We start from the raw sequence: 22313 nt of genomic DNA on the forward strand, positions 1-22313 counted from the left end.
CCTTCTCCCTCCTAATCATCACTTACGCAAACGGATGCGGATGTGGATTGAGTTGTTCAAACGTTAGCGCTTGCTTCGTATACCCAAGTTCCATTGGTACCCGTAATACTCTCTCTAGACCTGTTAAGCGCGTAAGATGGTGCCCAAATGTCATTGGCAACATTCCTGGAATGAGTACTTTCACACAATGTAATCCATTTCGCATTATTTCTGGTGTTGTCTGATCTACTACAATCACATCGAAGTTTAACTGGTGCAACAACTGAAGCATTTCTCTTAAATCATCTGTCAAATCTGCATGTCTCGTTTTCTGTTTGAATGCCTCAGCAAATATTTGTAACGGGCAATTCTTATCTAGCAAAAACTGAAAACGTTCTTCCGCTTCTGGCAAACCGCATACCATAGGGTGGTCAGGCATTTGCTTCACGAGGGAAGGATTATGGAACATCTGTACATATTTCTTACGATTCGCCTCAAATTCATTATCAAGCGTTAACATCATGCCAGCTAATTCATATATTGCACTTTTCGTTGCCCGTACCGGATCTAAATGAGCTCCAGCAGCACAGATAATGTTTATTCCCTTCTCCTTTCTATTTTTTGCCAGTGCCCAGACGCTTGGAATTCCGTGCTCCATGGTCGAGTTAAACAAATGTATATCATATCCCCCTACTGCACGCACGCGTTCTATCATTAACTGCAACTCTTGATCATGAACAGAAGAAAGATCAAGACGCGGGAGAGGAAGCTGAGCATACCAAGTTAACAAAAATGAATCGCGCTCAATTATTTCCAAAATACCATAAAAAATTGCTTCCTCTAAACTGCCACCCAATGCACAACCATTGGAAGTTTCATAAACAAAACCATCTCTACCGCCTAAACTATAATAAGCAAGTAGTTCTGGAACTAAAATTGGACGTTCTTGCAAAAATGAATAACCCCATACCCAATTCATTGGACGATCTGGATGAAACGGTTTAAATGGAAAATTAGGCTGCATATATTGTTCCTTTGCATGTACACCCACTTCAAGGGGATTAAGTGCTTGATGAGCTAAATTACGGAATGTGTCCTGAATAACTGTACGTTTCCCCCGAGGTTCTAGACCGCAATATCGTTCTAATCCTTCTAAAATAGCCGTTAATTCACTAGTTGCATATGAATGGGTACGGCCAGCTGTTACTTCATTTCCAAAGAGAAACGGAAGATTTACAGTTACCTCCGCAAATGGAGGTGTAAGGTTATACATTTTAGCATTTAAAAACCCAGTTTCATAATCTAGATAATCCTTGGCTAATACTTTACTAAGTTCAGAGATCGAACGACAACGATAATCATTTAAATTAATCTTCGGGCTTGATTGTAATGAAATCTCGGCTAAATTTGATGAATCATTAAGCAATTGACTACAATTCGAGCATAAAGGATGAGGTAGAAAAAAATGATATGAGCTTTTCAATGTTTGTAAATTAACGAAAAACATGTGACCTTCTGATCGTGCATGATCATCTTCCAAAATGCACCGTACTTCTTCTAACAAAATATGCGTCATCTGTAATAATCCATTCCTTGATGCCCATGTGTCTCGAGGCATTTCCTTTTTTGTTGTTAGGCTCTGTGATATCTTCCACATCTCTTTAGAATCATTTCCTGCGAAAATACGGCGTATATCTGCACATTGGGAACACCCTGGTGTACCGGGACGAACTAGTGGACCGATTATTCCTTCTCCGAATGAAACGAAGGCTCGCAGCCAAGGAATATTCGTTGATTGAAGTATACTTTCTGCTTCTACATGAAAAGAAGGATTCCAAGTATCGTGTAATAGGAGAACTAAATCAGTTGTTGCGGGTATTTTTAGATCAAAGTCAGTGTGTTGATTGATTTCATATTGGACAGATAATTCTTCATATACGTGATTTGCCAATAGTCCCTCTCCAATAATTAAAATGGAGGTGCTCATTGGGATTCCTCCTCTCCCAATAATACTCCAAATATTCCTGCCAACTCCTCCTTCCAGACTGCTTCTAGCGTTATTTCAAATACACAGAGCCGTTTTCCGTTCTGTTTTAGTATCTGTTCAGCAGATTGTAATATTTCTAATTGTGTCTTGTCTTCGTAAGAAGAAATAACGAAATGCAATGGCGTTTTATCTGGTAATAAAACTGATGAAGACTCTAATGCTTGTGATGTAAGACAATCATCACAATTTTGTGCTTCTATAAGTGCCTGCTGTAATGCATTTCGCAATGCTATATTTATGTCGAATCCTACACTTCCGTACCAACGATCATTCGTGCCGACCCATATAACAGGAAAATCAAAAATGGGTTCTCCAAAAGCGATTGTAGGTGTTCCTTGCAGAGTGGTAAGTGCTTGCAAATAAAAGCGGCAGCGCTCATCTTCTATTGCGTCTAATTTTACCCGAGAAACAGCAATATTTTGACTCATTTGTCTTTTATGAAATTCTTCATTCAAACACTTTTGTAATCCTCGTAAAACACATTCTGGAATTGTTTTTCCGGTTCCAATTCCTATAATCTTCTGTGAATCTGTCATAGTTTTCTTTATTTGCGGATGTTCGGAAAGTTTTGAAACAAGTAAGCTAGCCATTTGTGACATATAAGTCTCAACTCCGGCTAATCCAGCTTCGTACCTTGCTTCCATATGTGTTAAACCTGTACAAATCATATCTGGTAATAATTCAGCAGGCCCTTCTGACAGCGGATCAACTGCTTGAATACGACATTGAGCCAATGGCAGCTGTTTCAAGTCCCCTGCTTCCCAAATATGAAAAATCCCTGCTTCTTTTGATACAAGGTAATTCAAGTTCGGAATAGATTCATTCAATTCACTTTTATTTGCGTTCTGTTTAATTCTCGTATGGAAATCCCGAACCCATTCGATTTCCATTTTCTCAGTTACTAAAGGATGAGTCAGAAATGAATGCCAGTTTCCTTCCAACGTTTCGGAATTTAGCAGAAAAAATTGATTCGTTTGGGTGGAACTCGTTACATCTGTAACATTCTTAAACAGTTCAAATACAACTACATTTGCTAACATTGCTTCTGTTGTAGAAGAAAAAGTGTGTTCTTGAGAAGTTTTAGAAAATGCAGACTTGTGTATACGTCGCCAAGCTGATTCCCAGCAAGCATCACTTTCTGGGTGTACGAGCGGCCCGGCTAATCCGACTCCTTGCATATTTATAGCGGGGATGAATATCTTTTTTTCTTCTTTACAAATGGAATGAAGAATTTTTAATTCCTCTATGTCTTCTTGTGTTACATACAAAATTGTATGAAATGGCTGCAAAGCCCTTTTTAAAATATTTACTTTTTCTTTTTGCGGAAAAATTTCTTCGACCCTCACTTCTGGGTCTGTTTTTTGGGCATGTTCTATTAATTCTTTTATTCGTCTCTGATTGGTTGATACTGGATCAGTAATCATCATATGAAATTTCGGTAACCCAGATTCAAGTAATGCGGAAATAAGAGAAACAAAAAAAGAACCAGAGCCAACAACTAATACTTTCGTTTGACGATAAGATTGAAAACGATATGCACCTGAAACGCCGAAGTTATCTAAAAATTCAATCTGAGATGCATATTTTTGGAGAATGTTTTCTGGTAATTGGTGTGGATGATCTTCACTTATATCTGTTGCAAATTCATTTTGGTACAGTATTTCTGCTATTTCAAATACTCGCTTTCGATATGGCTCAGATAAGCCATCTGTCAAATTTCCTAATGTGTATTCTCCATTGAACATTGGTATCAGTTTTTCAATCCATTGGTTGATAGATTTCCCTTCCATTCGGAAAGAACTGGCATTATTTCTAAAATACACTTCTCCTTTTGGATCAGAGAGAAAAAAAGTATCTCTTTTCATTTTCAAACGTGTAGAAGCGTTTAATTTTGTCATTGTACTCCTCCTTCTCTGTTCATTGTTCTTGAATAAGTGTGATAACTTCCGTCATAACAATTTTATGTATCCTATTTTTTCTTATGTCAAATGGAAAAGTGGAGAACAGTTCAAGAAAAGTGTTTCTGCAACAAAAATCATGTAGCAACACTTTTCTTGAACTAAAATTTCCGTTAACAAATCAATATTAAATAAACCAGAACAATGAGCATCCGAAGCAACCACCGCAGCCACCGCAGCCAAAGCATCCAAATCCGCCGCAACGACCACATCCTCCGCAACGGCCACATCCTCCGCAACGACGGGTATAGTCCTCATCAATATAGTATGAATATGGAATTTGGCTATCCCAGTATACAACATTTCCAGTTTGATAATTATTCAGATTTAACGCTTGTAATTCATGTTGAAAATTATTCATTTCATAACCCCCATGTAAATAATTAGCAAGCCATAATAAAGATACGTCCTGTAATAGATAGGACAATAGTTTTTTTCAATACACTCTTCAACAAAGTATGACCTATAATTAGGTATTGTAACTTGTTCAAATGCCTAATTTGGGGTTATGTACAAATAATTCTAAGAGTGTGAATATAAAAATTTCCCGAAATAAAATAAGGAATATAAATATACCAATATCAAAAAACAAGTATACAGCAAATCGTTTGGAGTATTAGAGGGAGATTATAAAGGAATACATTTGTTTTCCTTGTCTGTACTTTTTCGAAAAACAAAAAAAACACAGCTTATGTGTGTTCTCAAGTCTATAATTTCATTAACAATGTTTTTATATCATATTGCTTTAAGCACCAATTATATTTATCTATAATCTGTTTAGGAACCGCAGCTAAATCTACTACTTCTTGAAATCCATGTTTACTATAAAAAGGTTTTAAATGTTCATATGGAATGCAATATACATTTTGAATTTGAAGTTTCAATTAAAAAACAGAAATTAAATAATGCATACTCCGTCCCAGCAGAATCCGCCGCCACAACCACCACAGCCACCACAACCGCCGCAACCGCCACATCCAAATCCAATGCATCCAAAACATCCAAAGCATCCGAATCCGCAGCGACCGAATCCTCCGCAACGACCAAATCCTCCACAACGACCGAATCCTCCGCAACGACCACATCCTCCGCAACGGCGAGTATAGTCCTCATCAATATAGTATGGATAAGGACTTTGGCTATCCCAGTACACGACATTTCCAGTATGATAATCATTCAAATTTAACGTTTGTAGTTCTTGTTGAAAATTATTCATTTCATAACCCCCATGTATTTTTTTAGCGAGCCATAATGAAAATATGTCCCGAAATAAGTAAGGCGATAGATTATTGTGAATGCACTCTTTAACAAAATATGACCTACAATTAGGTATTGTAACTTGTTCAAATGCCTAATTTGGGGTTATGTAAAAACAATTCTAAGAGTGTGAATATAAAAATTTCCCGAAATAAAATAAGGAATATATCAGTATCGAGAAACAAGTATACAGCAAATCGTTTGGAGTATTAGAGGGAGATTATAAAGGAATACATTTGTTTTCCTTGTCTGTACTTTTTCGAAAAACAAAAAAACACAGCTTATGTGTGTTCTCAAGTCTATAATTTCATTAACAATGTTTTTATATCATATTGCTTTAAGCACCAATTATACTTATCTATAATCTGTTTAGGAACCGCAGCTAAATCTACTACTTCTTGAAATCCATGTTTACTATAAAAAAGTTTTAAATGTTCATATGGAATGCAATAAACATTTTGAATTTGAAGTTTCTGAGCTTCCTTAATAAGAAATGCAACGATACTATCAGCAATTTTATTTCCTCTATAGTCTTCTAACGTATATATTCCACCCATTTCAAAATTGTTTTCATCAAATTTTACTAACCTTCCTAAGCCGGCTTTTTGACCATTAAAATACGCAATTCCAATCTCTTCATTATCTAAATGTGATGGCACAAAATTAACCTTTTTATATTGAAAATTAATCCATTGTAAATCATCTTGGCTCGCCTTTTGTATATATAGCATTGTGTTTACCTCCGAGATATAAAATCATTTCAAGTTACTTTCAATCATACATTTTAATACTGTATACACCCCAAAAGCGTATTGTACGCTTTTGGGATGATTTTTTACTCTATATTTCGATTCATTGAATGATGTACTGTAATATCCTTTTTAACACTTTTAATCGGTAAAAACGTGCCGATGCATGCAATACATGCACAACCAGCAAATACAAATGGTAATGTATGAACAGCTAAGAATGATAGTGTTCCGAAAATAGCAAGATCCAATATCGAATCTAGTATAGACAGTAACGAAATCGTTGTTGCTCGTACATGAGATGGAATAATGTCATTACTAAGCTGCGAATAAATCGGATATCGAATGGCACGTACAAACCGTAAAATAAAGAACGCTCCTAATACGATCCACAGTGTATTTCCATAAAACGTTGATAAAAGCAGCCCTAAAACAGCTAAACCACCTGTTACATTCATTAATACTATACGTGAGAATTTGCTAGTAAGCCATCCGATTGATATTGAAGAAAAGTATCCAAGGATGGCAGCTAAAGCGTACATAATACCAATTGCAAATACAGGAAGGCCTGCGTTTGTAAATAATGGTTGGTTAAATGTATCATATACTGCACTTGCCGGAATGAACACAAGAGAGACGTTTAAAAACATAACGAGTAATTGTGGTGCTTTACGAATTACCTTTATTCCTTCGATTACTTGTGAAAAAGATTCTTCCCTGTAAGATGATAGTTTCTTTGGGCTTTTAATAAAAAATAATAAAACAAGTTCTATCAGATGAAATAATATTCCGAGTACAATTAAAATTGTAAATTGTTCTTCGCGTAAATCTTTAGCAAAATACGAACCGAAGATTACTGCGATTAACATTGAAATAAAGCCTGCGGATTGGATTTTCCCCATTGCTTTATCCATTAAATGGTGCTCATTCGTTTCCTTTAATGACTCATAAATTAACGCTTCGTCTGCGCCAGAGAAAAATGTAACCGAAAAACCGTTCAATAAACTATATAGACAAAATAGCCATAGATTATCTGCAAATAATAAAATAGAAATACTAAACGTTTTTATGATAGAGCCTGTTAAGAATGACAACTTTGCACCGAATCGATCAGCAAAAATACCTGTTGGTAATTCTCCAACAAGTACAGCCCCACTCCAACACATGAGTACAACAAATATATTTGTTGCTGTTAAGCCTCTTTCCATATAAAAAAGTGTCATTACCGGTTGTAAAAAACTAATCGTCCCAAAAAATTGCACCCAAAATAAAATTTCAATGTTATGTGACGCGATTGTTCGTTTCTTCAAATGTTCTCCTACTTTCCACTATTCATTTTTTATGATGTTTTTCGGAAGTAGGAGTGTTATCTTTCGTTAGTTGATATTCACTCCTCTTCCTTCATTAGAAAATGTTTTTAGTGTTTTTTGCATGTTAATTCCTCCTTCAATATAGATAACTTTATTATAGAAATATTCTCAATATTAAATAAACTGTTTTTTAATATTGAGAATATTGTACGAATATGTAAAGTGGTATATAATAGAAATCAATAAATGATTATTTTAGGTATTCCTAAAATAAAGGAGCGATACATATGAAAATTACTATTTATTTTGGAAGCCATGAAGATCAAGATGTACGTACAATGGATTGTCATTTAGACGTCGAAGATGCAGAAGAAATTGTATCTATTTCTTAATATAAATATACATAATTTATAAGGGGAAATTACTCACCCCTTTTCTTATTTAAGATGCCTTTTTGAGGCATCTTTTTATTTATCCCGCTATTCGTGGGCAGTAAGACTCCCATCTCAAGATTCAAGATAGGTGGCGATAACTGCTGGCATGCGCCCGATTGGTGAGAGCTTTCCATCAGTGGAGAAAACTCCTCCACTGATGGAAGTTTTACTTTATTTTTAAAGATAAAACATTTACTTTTTAACCAGTAAATAGTACAATATTAATATAAGAACAAACGTTCGTTTTATACTCCCTCTCCCCTATCGGATGGGTATTAGGAAGGATGGATTACATTGGCTCAAAATAAACGCAGAGGAAGAAAAAAGCATACTCCTACCATTTCAAATACAGGCTTTATTGGCTCTGTGTTTATCGATACATTGGAATTACAAAAAAAATCATATTATTTTTCCCGTAAACGACTACACATTGCACATCATGTATTAGATGGTCTTGTACAAGCAACAAGTTCTCTTTTTGCTGAACATAATGTTGCTGCTTATTTATCATGCGTGTATTTACATAAACAAAAGAAAATTGGTTTCGTTCTTTCTACGAAACCTTTTAAAGAGTCTGAAGGCATCGCTTATTTTAAAAATTACTTAATTGAAAAAAATTTTTACAATGGAGAGATAGAAGAAGTAGATTACCAAGAAATTTTTAATACTGGTTTTATTGGGGTTGTTTTTGCAGATTTATCTAGCATTGATCGCTTTAATTTTGAATTTGAAATGAGTCTTTTATCAAAGTTAATGAAAGACATGATTATTCCAGTTAAAGAGTTATTTTTACGTAATAAAATCCCAGCCTATATTTCTACGGTTGAATTGGAAGAACAAAATAAAATGGGATTTGTTTTATCTGTGAAGCCATACGATGAGCGTGCTGAAGCTGATTTGTATTTTGAGATGTATTTGAAAGAACGTGGTTTATATGTTGGTGATGAAGAAGAGGACATTGACAAGATTGTGATTCGACAAAAAGTTGAGATATTATAACAAAAAGGATGGCTAATATATTGTTAGCCATCCTTTTTGTTATAAACTATTTAAAGTTTTCATTTTCTAATACTACAACATCATCATTTGTAAGTCTTCCGGCTTGTTTCGTATATTCTACAAGCCTAATAATATTATTACAGGCTTGTTTTGCGCCGAAAACTAATAATGGTACACCAATAAAATCGATTTTTAATCTTCTTGAAAATAAACCACCAAATGTCATAGCGATTGGAACAGTTGGTGATGTATTAGAGAATACAATTTTTTCATGGTTTTGATATTTATCTTGTAATAGCACACTTAAATTTTTTAAAGCTGGAACGACAACTTTAGATGCACCGTGGCCAACTGTATAAACAGGATCTCCATTTTCATCTCGTCCATGAAAAATGATTTTCCCCATATCAGAGGTTTTTAATTTATTGAAATAATCAACATTTAATATTTCATCTTTCATAAGTTTTCGATCAGTTGGCAGCTTATTCAAATGGTACGCTGCTGCTAATGAAGTTGTATGTGTTCCGCCATAGTCTGTATAGATATAGATCATACTATCATCCTTTAAATTGATGTATATTATTACTAGTATGACCATTAATCTATATACTAAACTTTTTCCAAATAGTAGACACTGTATGTCAAATACAAATGCAAACAGAAACAAGAAAAATACACTACATGTAAATGGAATCTATTTAGGTGATAAGATAAAAGGATTTGGATAAGTAGGATTTGTGGCAGGATTTACAAGAAAAATGATGTACGTACAAGATATCAACGGACAATATATACAAAACCCATCTAAATCTTATAAATAGGTAAATATATCAGATATGGAATGTATCCACCACAATAACAATTGGTTGTTCTTACAAGTGAGCTAGGCTGTGCCTAATAAAAATTCATCCCTATCTTACCGCTGAGCTACTGCCCGTTACGCGTTTGAAGATGGGGATGAATTTCGAAAATATGTTAAACTCCGATTTTAAATAAAATCCAGTTTCAGATCACTCACATTGTGTGATCATACTTAGACAGCAACGGAATTCGTTTTGTTATTTTAGCATAAATCGTAAACAATAACTGTGCCAAAGGTTCTATTTTACTTGTATATTTAATAACTAAAGCGCTTGTTACGAAAGTTAAAACAGCTCCTCCTATAATATCTGCTGGGTAATGGACACCAACATATATACGTGAAATCCCAACCAATATAGCCCAAAGTAAAGCGATATTTTTCCAAGCTTCTCCACGTAAAAGCATTGTAAATGCGATAGAGAATACAAGTACAGCATGATCACTTACAAACGAAGAATCATTAGCGTGTGATACTAATTGGTGTACATGGTATGTGACAAATGGTCGTGGATGATAATATACTAAGTGAATCACAGCATTTACAAGTAATGCTATACCAAGAGAAAGAACCATATACAAAGCTGTATATTGCTTACGTATAGCGGCCTCTTTTTGCTTGTTGCTAAACCATAAAGAAAGCAGGAAAATAATTGCAACAAAGGGCGCGCTCTTTGTAATGAATATCATCCCTTTATCTAGAAAAGTAGACGACCCTGCCCAACTATTGATCCAGTGAAATATTGTGTAATTCATATCAGTTTCTCCTTACTTAATTAAACATGTTATTAATTATTGTTGATTTACACATTATACACTAGCTATATGAAATACGCTTTAATTTTTTCTCATCTTTTTCTCATTTTTCTTCTGTAGCTTAACAATTTTCATGCTAGTCTTTCTCCTCCTATATAACAAAAGCGGAAGATATCGTATATATCTTCCGCTTTTGTTATATATTTTTTACACAATAAAACGATAAAGTAACCTTTGTTCCTACTTGTTCTTTACTGTCTATCATGATACGTCCATTGTATTTTTCAGTAAGGCGCTTTGCAATGGAAAGCCCTAATCCATTTCCACCTTGTTTCCGGCTTCTTGCTTTATCAACTCGATAAAAACGATTGAGTACATATGGTAAGTCAGATTCAGGTATGCCTACTCCATAATCTATAATGGTAATCTTAATTTTATCTTCTTCTACCTCACTTTTCAAACAAATTTGTTTTTCATGTTCTTTTGTATATTTTATAGCATTATCTAGTATGATGACTAAAATTTGTTCGAGATAAGAAGAAGGAATAGAAACATATGCATGATTCGCATGTAACTGTCTATTAAATTGAAAGTCAGCATGTAACAATTCGAAATTTTGTGTGACTTGTTCTATTACTGAATTTACATGTACAGGCTCTGCTGCAACAGGATATATTTGTTCAGATTCTGCTCGAGATAATTCTAATAACTCTGATACAAGCTTATTGAGACGATCTACTTCTTTTAAACTCGAATTCAGAGATTTTTGTAAGACATCAGGATCATTTTTCCCCCAACGATTTAACATAGAGAGATGTCCTTGTATAATCGCAAGTGGTGTGCGTAATTCATGAGATGCATCTTCAACAAATTGCTTTTGTTGCGTGAAGGAAGTTTCTAAATTGTCCATTAGCTCATTAAAAAGCAATCCAAGCTTGGCAAATTCATCGTTATTTTCACGAATCGGTACTCTTTCTTTTAAACCATTTGTCTTAATTTTATTCATCGTATCTGTAATGGCTTGAACACTTAATAAAAGTTGCTTTGCGAGAATTGTACCGCCTAAAAAGCTGAGTAATAATCCGCCGATACCAGCAGCTACCATAACGAGAAAAATCAGCTTCATTAAATGATCGAAAGCTTCGAAAGTTTGCCCAACTTCAATTGTGCCAGTAAATGTACGTGTTGTAATAGGCATACGCTGCACAAGTACATTATCTTCAAGATGCCTTGTCATAGAGGTTTCTGATTGATCGACATTCATTGGAACAACCCAGTTCGGATTAAAGTCACGGGAAACAGTGACAAGTACTTTTCCTTTTTCATCCAAAATTCGAATCATTTGATTTTTATCATTTATACTTGCAAGAAACTCTTTGCTATTTTCAATTGTATTTGCTGTGTGATTTGTATTCTCGTTATTGAAATAGGCTGCTATTTCTTTTACTTGCCTATCAATTTGTTTTTTTTCATAATTTAGCGTCCAATGGTCAATGATAACATACTGTAAAATATTGTATAAAAAGAACAAGATAAATAATAATGCACTTGACCATAGTGTTAATTTCCATTTTATAGGAAGATTTCGGATGTGTTTTTTTAATTGCTTCATCATCGCATCACATACCCTACGCCTCTGACAGTTTGAATATAAGTTTCTTTGTCTTGGCTATTCAATTTATTACGTAAATAACGAACATATACGTCTACTATATTCGTCTCCACCACTGCATTGTATCCCCATACTTGCTCCAAAAGCATATCTCTTGTCAATACACGATTAATATTTTTCATAAACATCATCAGTAACTCGAATTCTTTATTTGTTAATTCAATGATCTCTTCTATTTTGTGCAACGTTCGAGATTCTACGTCGAGTTCTAAATCTTTAAATCTTAAAAGGAGTTTATTTTTATGTTCTTCTTTTTGATTCCGCCTTAAGATTACACGCATTCTTGCTAATAATTCTTCAATGGCAAAAGGCTTTGGTAAATAATCATCTGCACCGCTATCTAATCCAGTTACACGATCCATAATACTATCACGAGCTGTTAGCATTATAATAGGTGTCTCTTTTGTTGCACGTAATCGGCGACATACTTCTATTCCGTTAAGACCAGGAAGCATTAAATCAAGAAGAATAATGTCATAATTATGGTTAAGAGCAGTTTCTAATCCTTTTCGTCCATCATACACAACATCTACTGCATATCCTTCATATTTTAGTTCTAACTCTAAAAATTCTGCTAAACTTTCTTCATCTTCTATAATTAAAATTCGTTGCAATACTATCACTCCTATACGTAAAGGTGAATAAGTAATCCAATTCCAAATATAATGGCAACAATCTGGTGAGCTTTTCGATACTTTATATATTTTTTCTTGTCTTTTAGTTTGTGTAATAGAATCCCTGCTATCGCAACAAGAATTAATCCTATCAAGGTAAAAATTCCACTATAAATCCGAATCATATGACGGCTACCTACCATTAAAAAATATATACCATGACAAGTAGCAACTGAAAAAACTGCATATCCGATAAACATATGGTATTTCTTTAATAACATATAAAGTTCTTTTGTGTATTTTGCAACCGTTATTTTCCTTTTATGCAAATATAACCAAATATTACGAAATAACCATAAAGAACCTGCTGCAATCGCTCCGTATTCTGCCAGAGAACCAAGATTTTTATTCAGACCTTTTAATACCATTTGATCTCCTACCATGAAATTCAACACTAATATTGTAACACTAAATGCAATAATACAAGACCCTATAATTTTTATAGATAAATGAAAAACTTGATTGAATAGACCTTTTGACATTTTCATCCCCTTCTCTCTGCACTTATGTAAAGTAATTGTTGATTTATATTTTAACCATAAAAAAAGAAAAGACTGTGAAAGAAAGATTAAAATTAGATGAGAAAGTGTATAATCAATAATTCCCTCCACTGCATACAGTTTTCATCAGATACTTTCCATGTGTGGGTTTTGGTATTATGACATATGACAATAAAATGCTGTCTATCCGTAGAAGAGGTATTTTTATGCAAAGCTGGTAGTTTGATTTGTCAAATAAAATAAGAGTAAAAGAATTTACCAATAGAAAAATAGATTCTTTTACCCTTATATAGATATTCACTTAAAATCACAAAACATTTTTTCTATTAAACAGATTGAGAAATTGGTAAATAAATTTCCACCGAGGTCCCTATTCCCACTTTACTTGTTATATGAATTCTTCCTTGATGACTTTCAATAATTTTATAGCTAATCATTAAACCAAGACCTGTTCCTTTTTCTTTCGTGCTATAAAAAGGTTCTCCGAGTTTTATAATTCTTTCTTCCGGAATCCCCATTCCCTCATCTGAAATACAAATCACTACCTCATTGTCGTTCTTTTTTTTAGCAGTAATTATGATTTCCCCTCCATTTGGCATTGCTTCAATTGAATTTTGTAAAATGTTGATAAATACTTGCTTTAATTGATTTTCGCAACAATCAATATACAAGAAGTCAGGATATGTTTGGCATTCAATATTAATATTTGTCATAATTGCCTTTGTGTTAATTAATGACACAACATTTTCCAATATAAAACAAAGATTTTTCCTTTCGAAAGAAATAATCTCCGGTTTAGCGATTGATAAAAACTCATGAATGATAGATTCGATTCGCTCAATTTCAGAAATCATGAGTTGAAAATATTCTGTATCATGTCTTTCTCGAGTTTGTAATAATTGTATAAATCCTTTAATGACAGTTAGAGGGTTTCGCACTTCATGCGCAACTCCTGCAGCAAGTTGACCAACCGCAGCTAATGTATCTGATTTATTTAATAATTCCGCTGTCTTTTTCCTCTCTGTAATATCACGAACTATAACCATAACTTTATCTGTTAAAAGTGGCAAACATCGTGCTTCAAAAAAATAAGTACTATCATGCACTGGTAAGGAATACTCTACAATTTCCATAGAATTTTTCTGTTGTATTTCTGCAATTGCTTCATGCAGCTCCCCAGCGATATCTGAAGGTAAAACATCTTGAAATTTTTTCCCCATAAATTGTTCGACAGGTACATAAAACTTTGATGGACAGCCCGCTTTATAATCAACGATTGTTCCGTCAAAGTTTGTTAAAAAACATAAATCTGGAAGTGCTTTAAAGATTAATTCTAGCTCTGAAGATTTTTCAATGAGTTCCTCTTCTACCTTTTTTCGATGCGTAATATCAATACCAATTGCCCAATGGCTAAATCCAGGAACAGGGAACTCTTCTGATAGATTTGACCACACAATCGTTTTTTTATCACCGTTTTTACAAGTAAGCACCATTTCCCAACCCCGGAAGTTTTTACCTACCACAGAAAATTCATGTATCTGTTGATTTCGGTATTCTTCATCGGGATAGAGTAACTCTAGTGCATGAGGATTTTTAACAATTTCAGCTGCGCTATAACCAGTTACTAGCTCGCATTCTCTATTCCATACAACGAAAACACCTTGTTCATCACATGCGTTAACTAAAACGGGCATGTTTTGTAAAATGGTATGCAGATTTTCAGTAGGTATTGATAGATTTTCCTTAAGTTGATGCAATTTACTAGTCATTAACGCTGCAAGAGATTTGAAATATATTGTGCAAGACTCAACATTATTTTTAGGAGCAAAAATGATGAAGGAACCAATAGCTTGTTCATTTATTATAATCGGAACATGAATTTTTATATGTAAATTTAAATCGATGGATTGTGTACCGTAATGAAATAATACCTCTCCATTACAATCAAGAAGCTGATGTGAAATATGTGTTAAAAGATAAAATTGTTCTGCTATTGTTTGTATTTCTTCAATATTAATAAGTTCCGTAAGCCGGTACATATTATACTCCCACCTCTACCTCAATAAATGTAATTTAAATGTATTTATATAAATTTTTTAATTATGTTTAATTTTTAATTTATTTAGCTTTTTTATTATACGAATTATATTCATTAAGGTACATAGAAAAAGAAAAGTTATTTAGAAATTTTTTGTTTTTCAATAGAATTGAGGGGGAAAGTGAATAAAAACAAAAAAAAGAGAACAAATTCCAACAAAAATTGTTCTCTTTTTCATCATTAACTATTTATATTATGTAAGACATAGTGGCGAAGAGCATAAGCAACACCGTGGTCATCATTTGAAAGTGTTTTATATCGACAAATTGCCTGGATTTCTTCTACCGCATTTCCCATTGCGATAGATACGTTAGCTTTCTCCATCATAGACATATCGTTTAAACCATCACCAATTGCAACAGTATGTTCCCTTAATATACCAAGATGGTTCGCTAACGTATATAAGCCATTTCCCTTTTGGGCGTGAATATGATTGATTTCAAGATTGTGCCAGTAAGATGCGGTAATTGATAATTCCTTATTATTGATGAATTGATCTTTCAATAACATTAAATTGTCCTTCTGATACGAGAATGGTAGTATTTTATGAATATGAATTTGCTTTGAAAATAGTGATTTGCAACTTGCGATTTTATTGATTTCAGTATGCTGTAAATATAAAGCTGCTATATGCTTTAGTTCTTCTTTATCAGTAAGTAAATCAGATTGTATTATAAAATCCATCTCAAACTGAACCCTTGCTTCGCCATATTCTGGAACGTATACACCTTGATCGGTGTACAATTGATAAAACATATTTCTTTCTTCTAGGTAATCAACAATTTCTTTCGCATGTTCAGTTGCGATTGGATATCGTTGTAACATTTTGTTATTTGAATACAAAATTGCACCGTTTTCTGCAATGATAGGACAGTTTAAATTTGCTTCTTGCAAAAGTTTTTGAACATCTATTATAGAGCGCCCTGTACAAATAGCTACAACATGTCCTTTTTTCTGACATTCCTTAATAGCGATAGCATTTTCTTCACTAATTACTTTTTTTGATGTAAGAAGAGTTCCGTCTAAATCAATTGCAATGAGTTTCATTCTATTCCCTGCTTTCATTTCTATATAACGATTGATGTCGTTCTCATATCCGAGTGTATTTAACAACATCTTAGTTATAATTTATGAAACGCATTTCATGTCAAGGATTAAATGGTTTTTGTAATAAAATTATAAATATGTGCTAAATACATATTTATAATTTAAAAATCGTTAGAAAAGATATTTTTCTCGGCTATCAGAAAATAATCCATGTCTGTTTTGTTAAAATGAGGTTCATTTAAAGATATGAAACCCGTTATTTATTTGTTTTACAAAGTTGAATAGAACAACATATATAAGAAACAAGCAATATTACTTCAATGCAGTAATATTCTTTCTTGAAATAAAAAAATGTATAAAACTATGAATGAAAACGATATTTATTATCAATAATATAAATAATAAAAGGGTAACCCACATCATGGCTACCCCTAGAAAATTAAACTTCTGGTATAAAAGTTTTACAATCTGTTTCTTTACTATCAGATGCTTGTTTACCTGTATGACTTACTACATAAATAGCCTCTGCATTGCACTTATTCCCATTACCCCAGTACTTGCAGTTATTTACTTCACAAAGAACATCTTGAGCCATAGTATGACACCTCCTTTTTGTTTAGTATTAACAACCTAAAGGGGTGTCATACTATTTCATGTATATTCGGTTAGAAAGATAATGGTAATTCCTCTAATGATCTCATTAAATAATTACCACTCCACTTTATGTCCTCCCTTGTTCCTTTTATTTTAAGATTAGGCATTCGGTGTAATAAGGTAGGAATTGCAATTTTCGCTTCTAAACGTGCGAGTGGCGCACCAAGGCAAAAATGAATACCATGTCCAAAAGAAAGATGACGGTTATTCTTTCTTGTAATATCAAAAACATCTGCGTTTGGAAATATCATTCCATCGCGATTGGCAGAGGCTAATGAAATGATAATTGCATCTTTTGGCTGAATCTTTTGACCATGTAATGTAAATGATTCCGCTGCCCAGCGCATAGTCGTTAATTCAACAGGGCTGTAAAAGCGTAATGATTCTTCAATTGCTGAATCAATTAAATCAGGATTTTGTCGTAGAAGCTGCAACTGATCAGGATGCTCAAGTAACGCTAACGTCATGTTTGTAATTAAATTGACAGTTGTTTCGTGTCCAGCAACGATAAGCAGCATAATCATCGAACTTAATTCTGGTGCACTTAATTTTGTTCCTTCGCTTTCTACTTGTATTAATGCACTTATTAAATCGTCTGAAGGATTTTCTCGTTTTGTATCTATTAAATATTGTAGATAGTGAACGAATTCACCTAGTTTTTTATCGACTTCAAGAATAGCTTCTGGCGTCTCTGGAGAATCAATGACTGCATGTGACCATATTCTAAATTTATCTCGATCTTCTTGAGGGATACCGAGCATCTCACTTATCACAATAATCGGCAGCGGGAAAGCATAATCGTTTACAAGGTTTATAGTGTGCTGGTGTTCTACTTTATCTAGTAAAGTATCAGCAATGGATTGGATACTATCTTTCAGTTGTAAAATCATCTGCGGAGTAAAAGCTTTTTGAACAAGGGATCTTAAGCGACTATGGTCAGGTGGATCAGAGTTTAGCATCTGTTTTCTCAAAAATTCTCCATTTTCTAGTGTAAAAGAGGCTTCAAATTCTTCTTTACTAAATACATTTTCAGCATTTTTCAGTAATCGTGCATCTTTCAAAAGACTCACTGCATCTTCATATCTTGTAATAAGCCAATTATGAGGATATACCTGATACACAGGATGAGATGCGCGTAACTCTTTGTAAATGTTATATGCTTCATGTTTAAATTTTGATGAAGTTAATTGTATTTCCGATAATGTATTACGATTCATTTCATTGCTTGAAGACATACTTCCAACCTCCATCTTTAAAAATATTTGGTGATCATAGCACCTAATGACCATTATAACGCATCGATTTTTATAAAAGTTGCGAAAATTACGACTAAATATTGCTTTTTATGTTGAAACAAAAACGGAGATGTTCATATATACATCCCTTGCTTGTTAATTTATATAATGGACTACTCTAACTTTACTATGTTAGGTACATCTTCTCTATCATATTTTTTTGTATATGAATTCAGAAAATTACAATCGTACATTACTTTTTATTTGAAAATAAAAAAAGGAGATGTCCACATGTACATCCCCTTTCATTCGCTATCATTTTTCTTATTGTGCTAAGCGTACGCTATAAGACTGCATGGAATGTAAAGATCCTGTCACATGAAAAATCCCTTTTTGTATTAATGCTTTCAGGCGATATTCAATTTTATAGTATTTGCAAGGAAGGTTTATTACGGAAATCCTAGATAATATGGAGAAATGCAATGGAGAACAATGAGACAATTGTTTAAAGAATGGTAGATTTACATTTTCCTTCATTATTTTCTCATCAAAAACCAAGCTGGTTTATTTTTTGTCGTCCGATTCCCTTTCGCCATATAATAGAAAAAGATTTTATGTTCTATTAGTGGGAATAAAATTTTATTAAGCTCCCTACCGCCGATAATCCATAATGTTCCGCCGTGATTGCGTTTATCTAATATTTCAACATCTTGTGCTTTCAAATATGTCATAAGATCAAACTGCGTGGTTACTGCCTGCTCTTGCTGTGTATCTTGTTTTGATGTTGTCTCGCCTTTTTTATTTGTTAAGTATGAACCAAATAAAAACCAAGCTGGTTTATTTTTTGTCATACGATTGCCTCCTGCCACAAAGCGAAAAAATATGTTCTTTTCTTTTAATGGAAATAAAATTCCATTTAGCTCCCAGCCGCCAAGCACCCACAATGTACTTCCAGATTCACGTCTGTCAATTACATCTACATTGTATTTTTGAAGATATGTAACTAAATCAAAAGTTGTGTCAGGTACTTGTTCTATTTTCTCTTCGTTAGAAATAACAAATGGTGTTTCTTCTATTTTCTCTCCATTAGAAATAGCAATTGGTGTTTCTTCTATTTTCTCTCCATTAGAAATAACAATTGGTGTTTCTTCTATTTTCTCTCCATTAGAAATAACAATTGGTGCTTCTTCTATTTTCTCTCCATTAGAAATAACAATTGGTGCTTCTTCTATTTTCTCTTCATTAGAAATAACAATTGGTGCTTCTTCTATTTTCTCTTCATTAGAAATAACAATTAGTGTTTCTTCTTGTTTTATGACAGCGACATTGATTATCTCTTGGTGTTGCATCATTTGTACGAATACTTCTTGTATCGTTGTTTGAATGGATTTTCCGATCGTTTCTTCCACTGTCTTACTTAATAGTTCTGTTAATTCATCGCTACTAATTTCAGATGTCTTTTGTGGCATCTCTGGATCGCGATATTCCGGAGCTTTGAAGCTGAAATCGCCATATAACTCCATAAACCAAACTGCGATTTTAAAGACAGCACGATAGATTTGTATGGATTCTACGATACTACCATAATGCACATTATGAGCAGCTTTATTGCCGATATTATGAATTAAGCCAAAATAATTGCAGAACTTTTCATCTATAATTCCTTCATGAAATAGCTTATATATGCGCTCTATATACTTTATCTCATATCTACTTTGTAAATTTTCTTTATCCCAAATTTCATTTGCAACAGCTTCTCCAAATAGACGAGCTTTAACGATTGTTCCATGCGGATCATTATAAATGCTCTTTTCTATGCTATATGCAATATGAGCTAGGTTTGGATACTGCGGTTGCAAAAAGGCGAGTACATATTTTTCTTGCATGATGTCCTCCCTGTTATTAATGTATTTTTATTTATTTTACTATAAGATCGTTAATTATATATTTTGTCTTCATAAAAAATTTCGATATTTAATATACAATGAAAAAACCCGCATACCCCATTGATTATTACAGGGTATTACGGGTTTTTATAGTTGTACAAACATATTTTTTATGCATTATAACGATTTTTTCTTCGTTCCATTCTCGTTTGTCCTTGTATCGTTCCAGTATTGCTATGTTGTTCTGTTTGTGTTGTATGATAAGTTGGTGTTCTCTCTTCATAGTTTCGTTCATACGGACGAGTTTCTCTTTGTTTGGAAGATTTTTTACCGAACTTAAACATTTTAAATTTAATTCTTGGCAAATTTGGAATGCGAATTTTAAATGTAGGTCTCATTCGCTTCTTTTTTTGTTTAAATGCGCTTGATTTTTCTTGTCTGTTACTACTGTTATCACGATGTAGTGCGTTTGCAAGTAACCCACCAAGTAAGAAACCTGCCACTAAAATGACTAAATACAATCGTTCTGTTGTGAGCAAGTTCATCATCCGTCCTAGAACGGCTAATGATTGTACTTGTTTTATATCCCACAACATAGTGCCCCATAATGCGAGTAATCCTAATGTAATTGCATACGTACGGAATCGGAATAAAAACGGGATCACAGCAATACATGCAGCAATTTTGGCATTTGCTACTAAGGAGCCGGTTGTTACGAATTGATTCCAAATGGCCAGTAAGAGTGTGATAAATGCTGTATAAGCTACCCAACTAAATATTCGTGAATGCATTTTTTTTGCATAATAACTTCCAAAACTAGTTAAAAACAATAATCCTCCCATAAATAATGATAATTGTAGAGGCATTTGTTTCATTATACCTGTAACTGGGAACAGGACACTGAGCACCATTAACAGTACATCAAGTTTTTTCACAATTCTCAATCCCTTTCAGCTTTCTTTCTAGCTTCTATATCATAATGGTATTTTTCTGTTTTGTATATGTACAACTAGTTAAACAATAACGTGTTTAAAAAATATCTTAATCCTACTCATACCAAAAAGTAAACAAAAAAACTCAATGATAATTGACAATAGATTACTATTTTTATATTAGGAAATGACAAATCCCACTTCTTCCAATTAGGCAGGATTTGTACATAATTGTATGTCAGGTTATAAAATATCTTTTCGATATAGATTGATTACGTCTTTTAAAGCTGCTGCTGCAGCTCCCTTTGGATTGGAAGCGCCGCCGATGGAAGAAACCGCTCCCATTGTATCCGTGTAAAAGGTAATGCCTTTTTCGGTTCCTATAACACTTGCTAGTGAATGGTTTGAATCTACTGCATGTGGTTGTACTTCAAGCCGCACTTCCCCATCATCGTCTGTATATGCTTTAGCTAGTAGTTTGAATTGTTTTCCTTGTTCTTTTGCTTTTTGTATATCTTGTTTTGATAGATTTTCTATCCCTTCAATGCTTATATCTTCAAGTGTATATTCTGTATGCAGTAAACTGTTCGATAGCAGCAATAACTTACAAGCACTATCCATTCCGCTTACATCTAATGAAGAATTTGTTTCAGCAATTCCTTTTTGCTGTGCTTGTTGCAACGCTTCTTCATATGAAGTGCTGTCTTCATGCATTTTCGTTAAAATATAATTTGTTGTACCGTTTAAAATGCCTTCAATACGTTCAATCTTGCATCCTGCTAAGCTCAATTGACCTATATCTAGTGTAGGAAGTGCCGCTGCTGTTGCGCCACTATAACGGATGCGAATATTTGCGAACTGACCTGCTTCACTTATTTCTTTCCATGATGTAACAAGCGCTCCTTTTGAAATAGAAACAATATCCATTCCGTTTTCAATGGCCTGTAAAATATACTGCTTTCCTGGATTGCCATTTTCGAGATTTGTTGGTGTAGATTCAACGAAAACATGACCATTCATTTTTTCGTTATGAACGGAATGTTGTTCTATATATTTGTGTAAAGCTTCTGATCCCCCGCCTAGTTTAAGTAAAGTATCGATACAAAGCCCTTCTGGATGATATAATTTGAAATCACGTCCAATAATACCAACAAGGATTAACTCTAAACCGAATTCTTTTTGAATAAAGGATGATTTTTCATGAATGAGTTTTACAAATTCTTTTCCAACAGTACCATATCCGGCAAGTATTAATTTTATCTGCATAG

Annotated in this window: 19 protein-coding genes; 1 reads left to right on the forward strand and 18 read right to left on the reverse strand. The window is 33.6% G+C overall.

The window, feature by feature from the left end; translation table 11 throughout:
* Positions 1-22: 22 nt before the first annotated feature.
* The 6 genes from AB1284_RS10110 to AB1284_RS10135 all read right to left on the reverse strand — a co-directional run bounded on the left by AB1284_RS10110 (position 23) and on the right by AB1284_RS10135 (position 7300).
* Positions 23-1966, reverse strand: coding sequence for a TOMM precursor leader peptide-binding protein (locus AB1284_RS10110; RefSeq protein ID WP_429749700.1), 1944 nt, complete (start codon positions 1964-1966; stop codon positions 23-25).
* Positions 1963-3924, reverse strand: a complete 1962-nt coding sequence (locus tag AB1284_RS10115; protein ID WP_429749698.1) for a putative thiazole-containing bacteriocin maturation protein — start codon at positions 3922-3924, stop codon at positions 1963-1965. Before AB1284_RS10115 ends, AB1284_RS10110 begins: the two co-directional genes overlap by 4 nt.
* Positions 3925-4111: 187 nt before the next feature.
* The gene (locus AB1284_RS10120; protein ID WP_429749696.1) at positions 4112-4345 is read right to left on the reverse strand and encodes a heterocycloanthracin/sonorensin family bacteriocin; all 234 of its coding nucleotides are present in this window, start codon (positions 4343-4345) and stop codon (positions 4112-4114) included.
* Between the two features lie 537 nt (positions 4346-4882).
* Positions 4883-5200 carry a heterocycloanthracin/sonorensin family bacteriocin gene (locus tag AB1284_RS10125; RefSeq protein WP_429749694.1) on the reverse strand — a complete coding sequence of 106 codons (318 nt, stop codon included), beginning with the start codon at positions 5198-5200 and terminating at the stop codon, positions 4883-4885.
* A 340-nt stretch (positions 5201-5540) separates the two neighbouring features.
* Entirely contained in the window at positions 5541-5972 is a 432-nt protein-coding gene (locus AB1284_RS10130; protein WP_429749692.1) for a GNAT family N-acetyltransferase, read from the reverse strand.
* 104 nt (positions 5973-6076) lie between these two features.
* Positions 6077-7300 (reverse strand): MFS transporter, encoded by a 1224-nt coding sequence (locus AB1284_RS10135; protein WP_429749690.1) that lies wholly within the window; start codon positions 7298-7300, stop codon positions 6077-6079.
* A gap of 728 nt (positions 7301-8028) precedes the next feature.
* Between AB1284_RS10135 and AB1284_RS10140 the strand changes: the two genes are divergently transcribed.
* Entirely contained in the window at positions 8029-8733 is a 705-nt protein-coding gene (locus AB1284_RS10140) for a hypothetical protein (protein WP_429749689.1), read from the forward strand.
* A 46-nt stretch (positions 8734-8779) separates the two neighbouring features.
* Here the strand turns inward: AB1284_RS10140 and AB1284_RS10145 are convergent, their stop codons facing one another.
* The 12 genes from AB1284_RS10145 to AB1284_RS10200 form a co-directional block, all read right to left on the reverse strand.
* Positions 8780-9286: a DUF3189 family protein gene (locus AB1284_RS10145; RefSeq protein WP_429749688.1), complete on the reverse strand. Its 507-nt coding sequence runs from the start codon at positions 9284-9286 to the stop codon at positions 8780-8782.
* Positions 9287-9747: 461 nt separating this feature from the next.
* Positions 9748-10347, reverse strand: coding sequence for an undecaprenyl-diphosphatase (locus AB1284_RS10150; RefSeq protein WP_429749687.1), 600 nt, complete (start codon positions 10345-10347; stop codon positions 9748-9750).
* Between the two features lie 196 nt (positions 10348-10543).
* Positions 10544-11962 carry a HAMP domain-containing sensor histidine kinase gene (locus AB1284_RS10155; protein ID WP_429749685.1) on the reverse strand — a complete coding sequence of 473 codons (1419 nt, stop codon included), beginning with the start codon at positions 11960-11962 and terminating at the stop codon, positions 10544-10546.
* The gene (locus AB1284_RS10160) at positions 11959-12633 is read right to left on the reverse strand and encodes a response regulator transcription factor (RefSeq protein ID WP_336480709.1); all 675 of its coding nucleotides are present in this window, start codon (positions 12631-12633) and stop codon (positions 11959-11961) included. Before AB1284_RS10160 ends, AB1284_RS10155 begins: the two co-directional genes overlap by 4 nt.
* Positions 12634-12644: 11 nt before the next feature.
* On the reverse strand, positions 12645-13175 hold the full coding sequence (locus AB1284_RS10165; RefSeq protein WP_429749683.1) for a hypothetical protein: 531 nt from the start codon (positions 13173-13175) through the stop codon (positions 12645-12647).
* Between the two features lie 344 nt (positions 13176-13519).
* The gene (locus AB1284_RS10170; RefSeq protein WP_429749681.1) at positions 13520-15232 is read right to left on the reverse strand and encodes a PAS domain-containing sensor histidine kinase; all 1713 of its coding nucleotides are present in this window, start codon (positions 15230-15232) and stop codon (positions 13520-13522) included.
* Positions 15233-15471: 239 nt separating this feature from the next.
* Positions 15472-16338, reverse strand: a complete 867-nt coding sequence (locus AB1284_RS10175; RefSeq protein ID WP_429749679.1) for a Cof-type HAD-IIB family hydrolase — start codon at positions 16336-16338, stop codon at positions 15472-15474.
* Between the two features lie 439 nt (positions 16339-16777).
* The gene (locus AB1284_RS10180; protein WP_336480712.1) at positions 16778-16933 is read right to left on the reverse strand and encodes a DUF1540 domain-containing protein; all 156 of its coding nucleotides are present in this window, start codon (positions 16931-16933) and stop codon (positions 16778-16780) included.
* A 70-nt stretch (positions 16934-17003) separates the two neighbouring features.
* Positions 17004-18227 carry a cytochrome P450 family protein gene (locus AB1284_RS10185; RefSeq protein WP_429749678.1) on the reverse strand — a complete coding sequence of 408 codons (1224 nt, stop codon included), beginning with the start codon at positions 18225-18227 and terminating at the stop codon, positions 17004-17006.
* Between the two features lie 536 nt (positions 18228-18763).
* Positions 18764-20113 carry a hypothetical protein gene (locus tag AB1284_RS10190; RefSeq protein ID WP_429749676.1) on the reverse strand — a complete coding sequence of 450 codons (1350 nt, stop codon included), beginning with the start codon at positions 20111-20113 and terminating at the stop codon, positions 18764-18766.
* Between the two features lie 170 nt (positions 20114-20283).
* Positions 20284-21048, reverse strand: coding sequence for a DUF3959 family protein (locus AB1284_RS10195; protein ID WP_429749674.1), 765 nt, complete (start codon positions 21046-21048; stop codon positions 20284-20286).
* 240 nt (positions 21049-21288) lie between these two features.
* Positions 21289-22311, reverse strand: coding sequence for a homoserine dehydrogenase (locus tag AB1284_RS10200; RefSeq protein ID WP_429749672.1), 1023 nt, complete (start codon positions 22309-22311; stop codon positions 21289-21291).
* Positions 22312-22313 lie beyond the last annotated feature (2 nt).

Source organism: Bacillus sp. S2(2024) (assembly GCF_050474045.1).
GTDB classification, from domain to species: Bacteria; Bacillota; Bacilli; order Bacillales; family Bacillaceae_G; genus Bacillus_A; species Bacillus_A yunxiaonensis.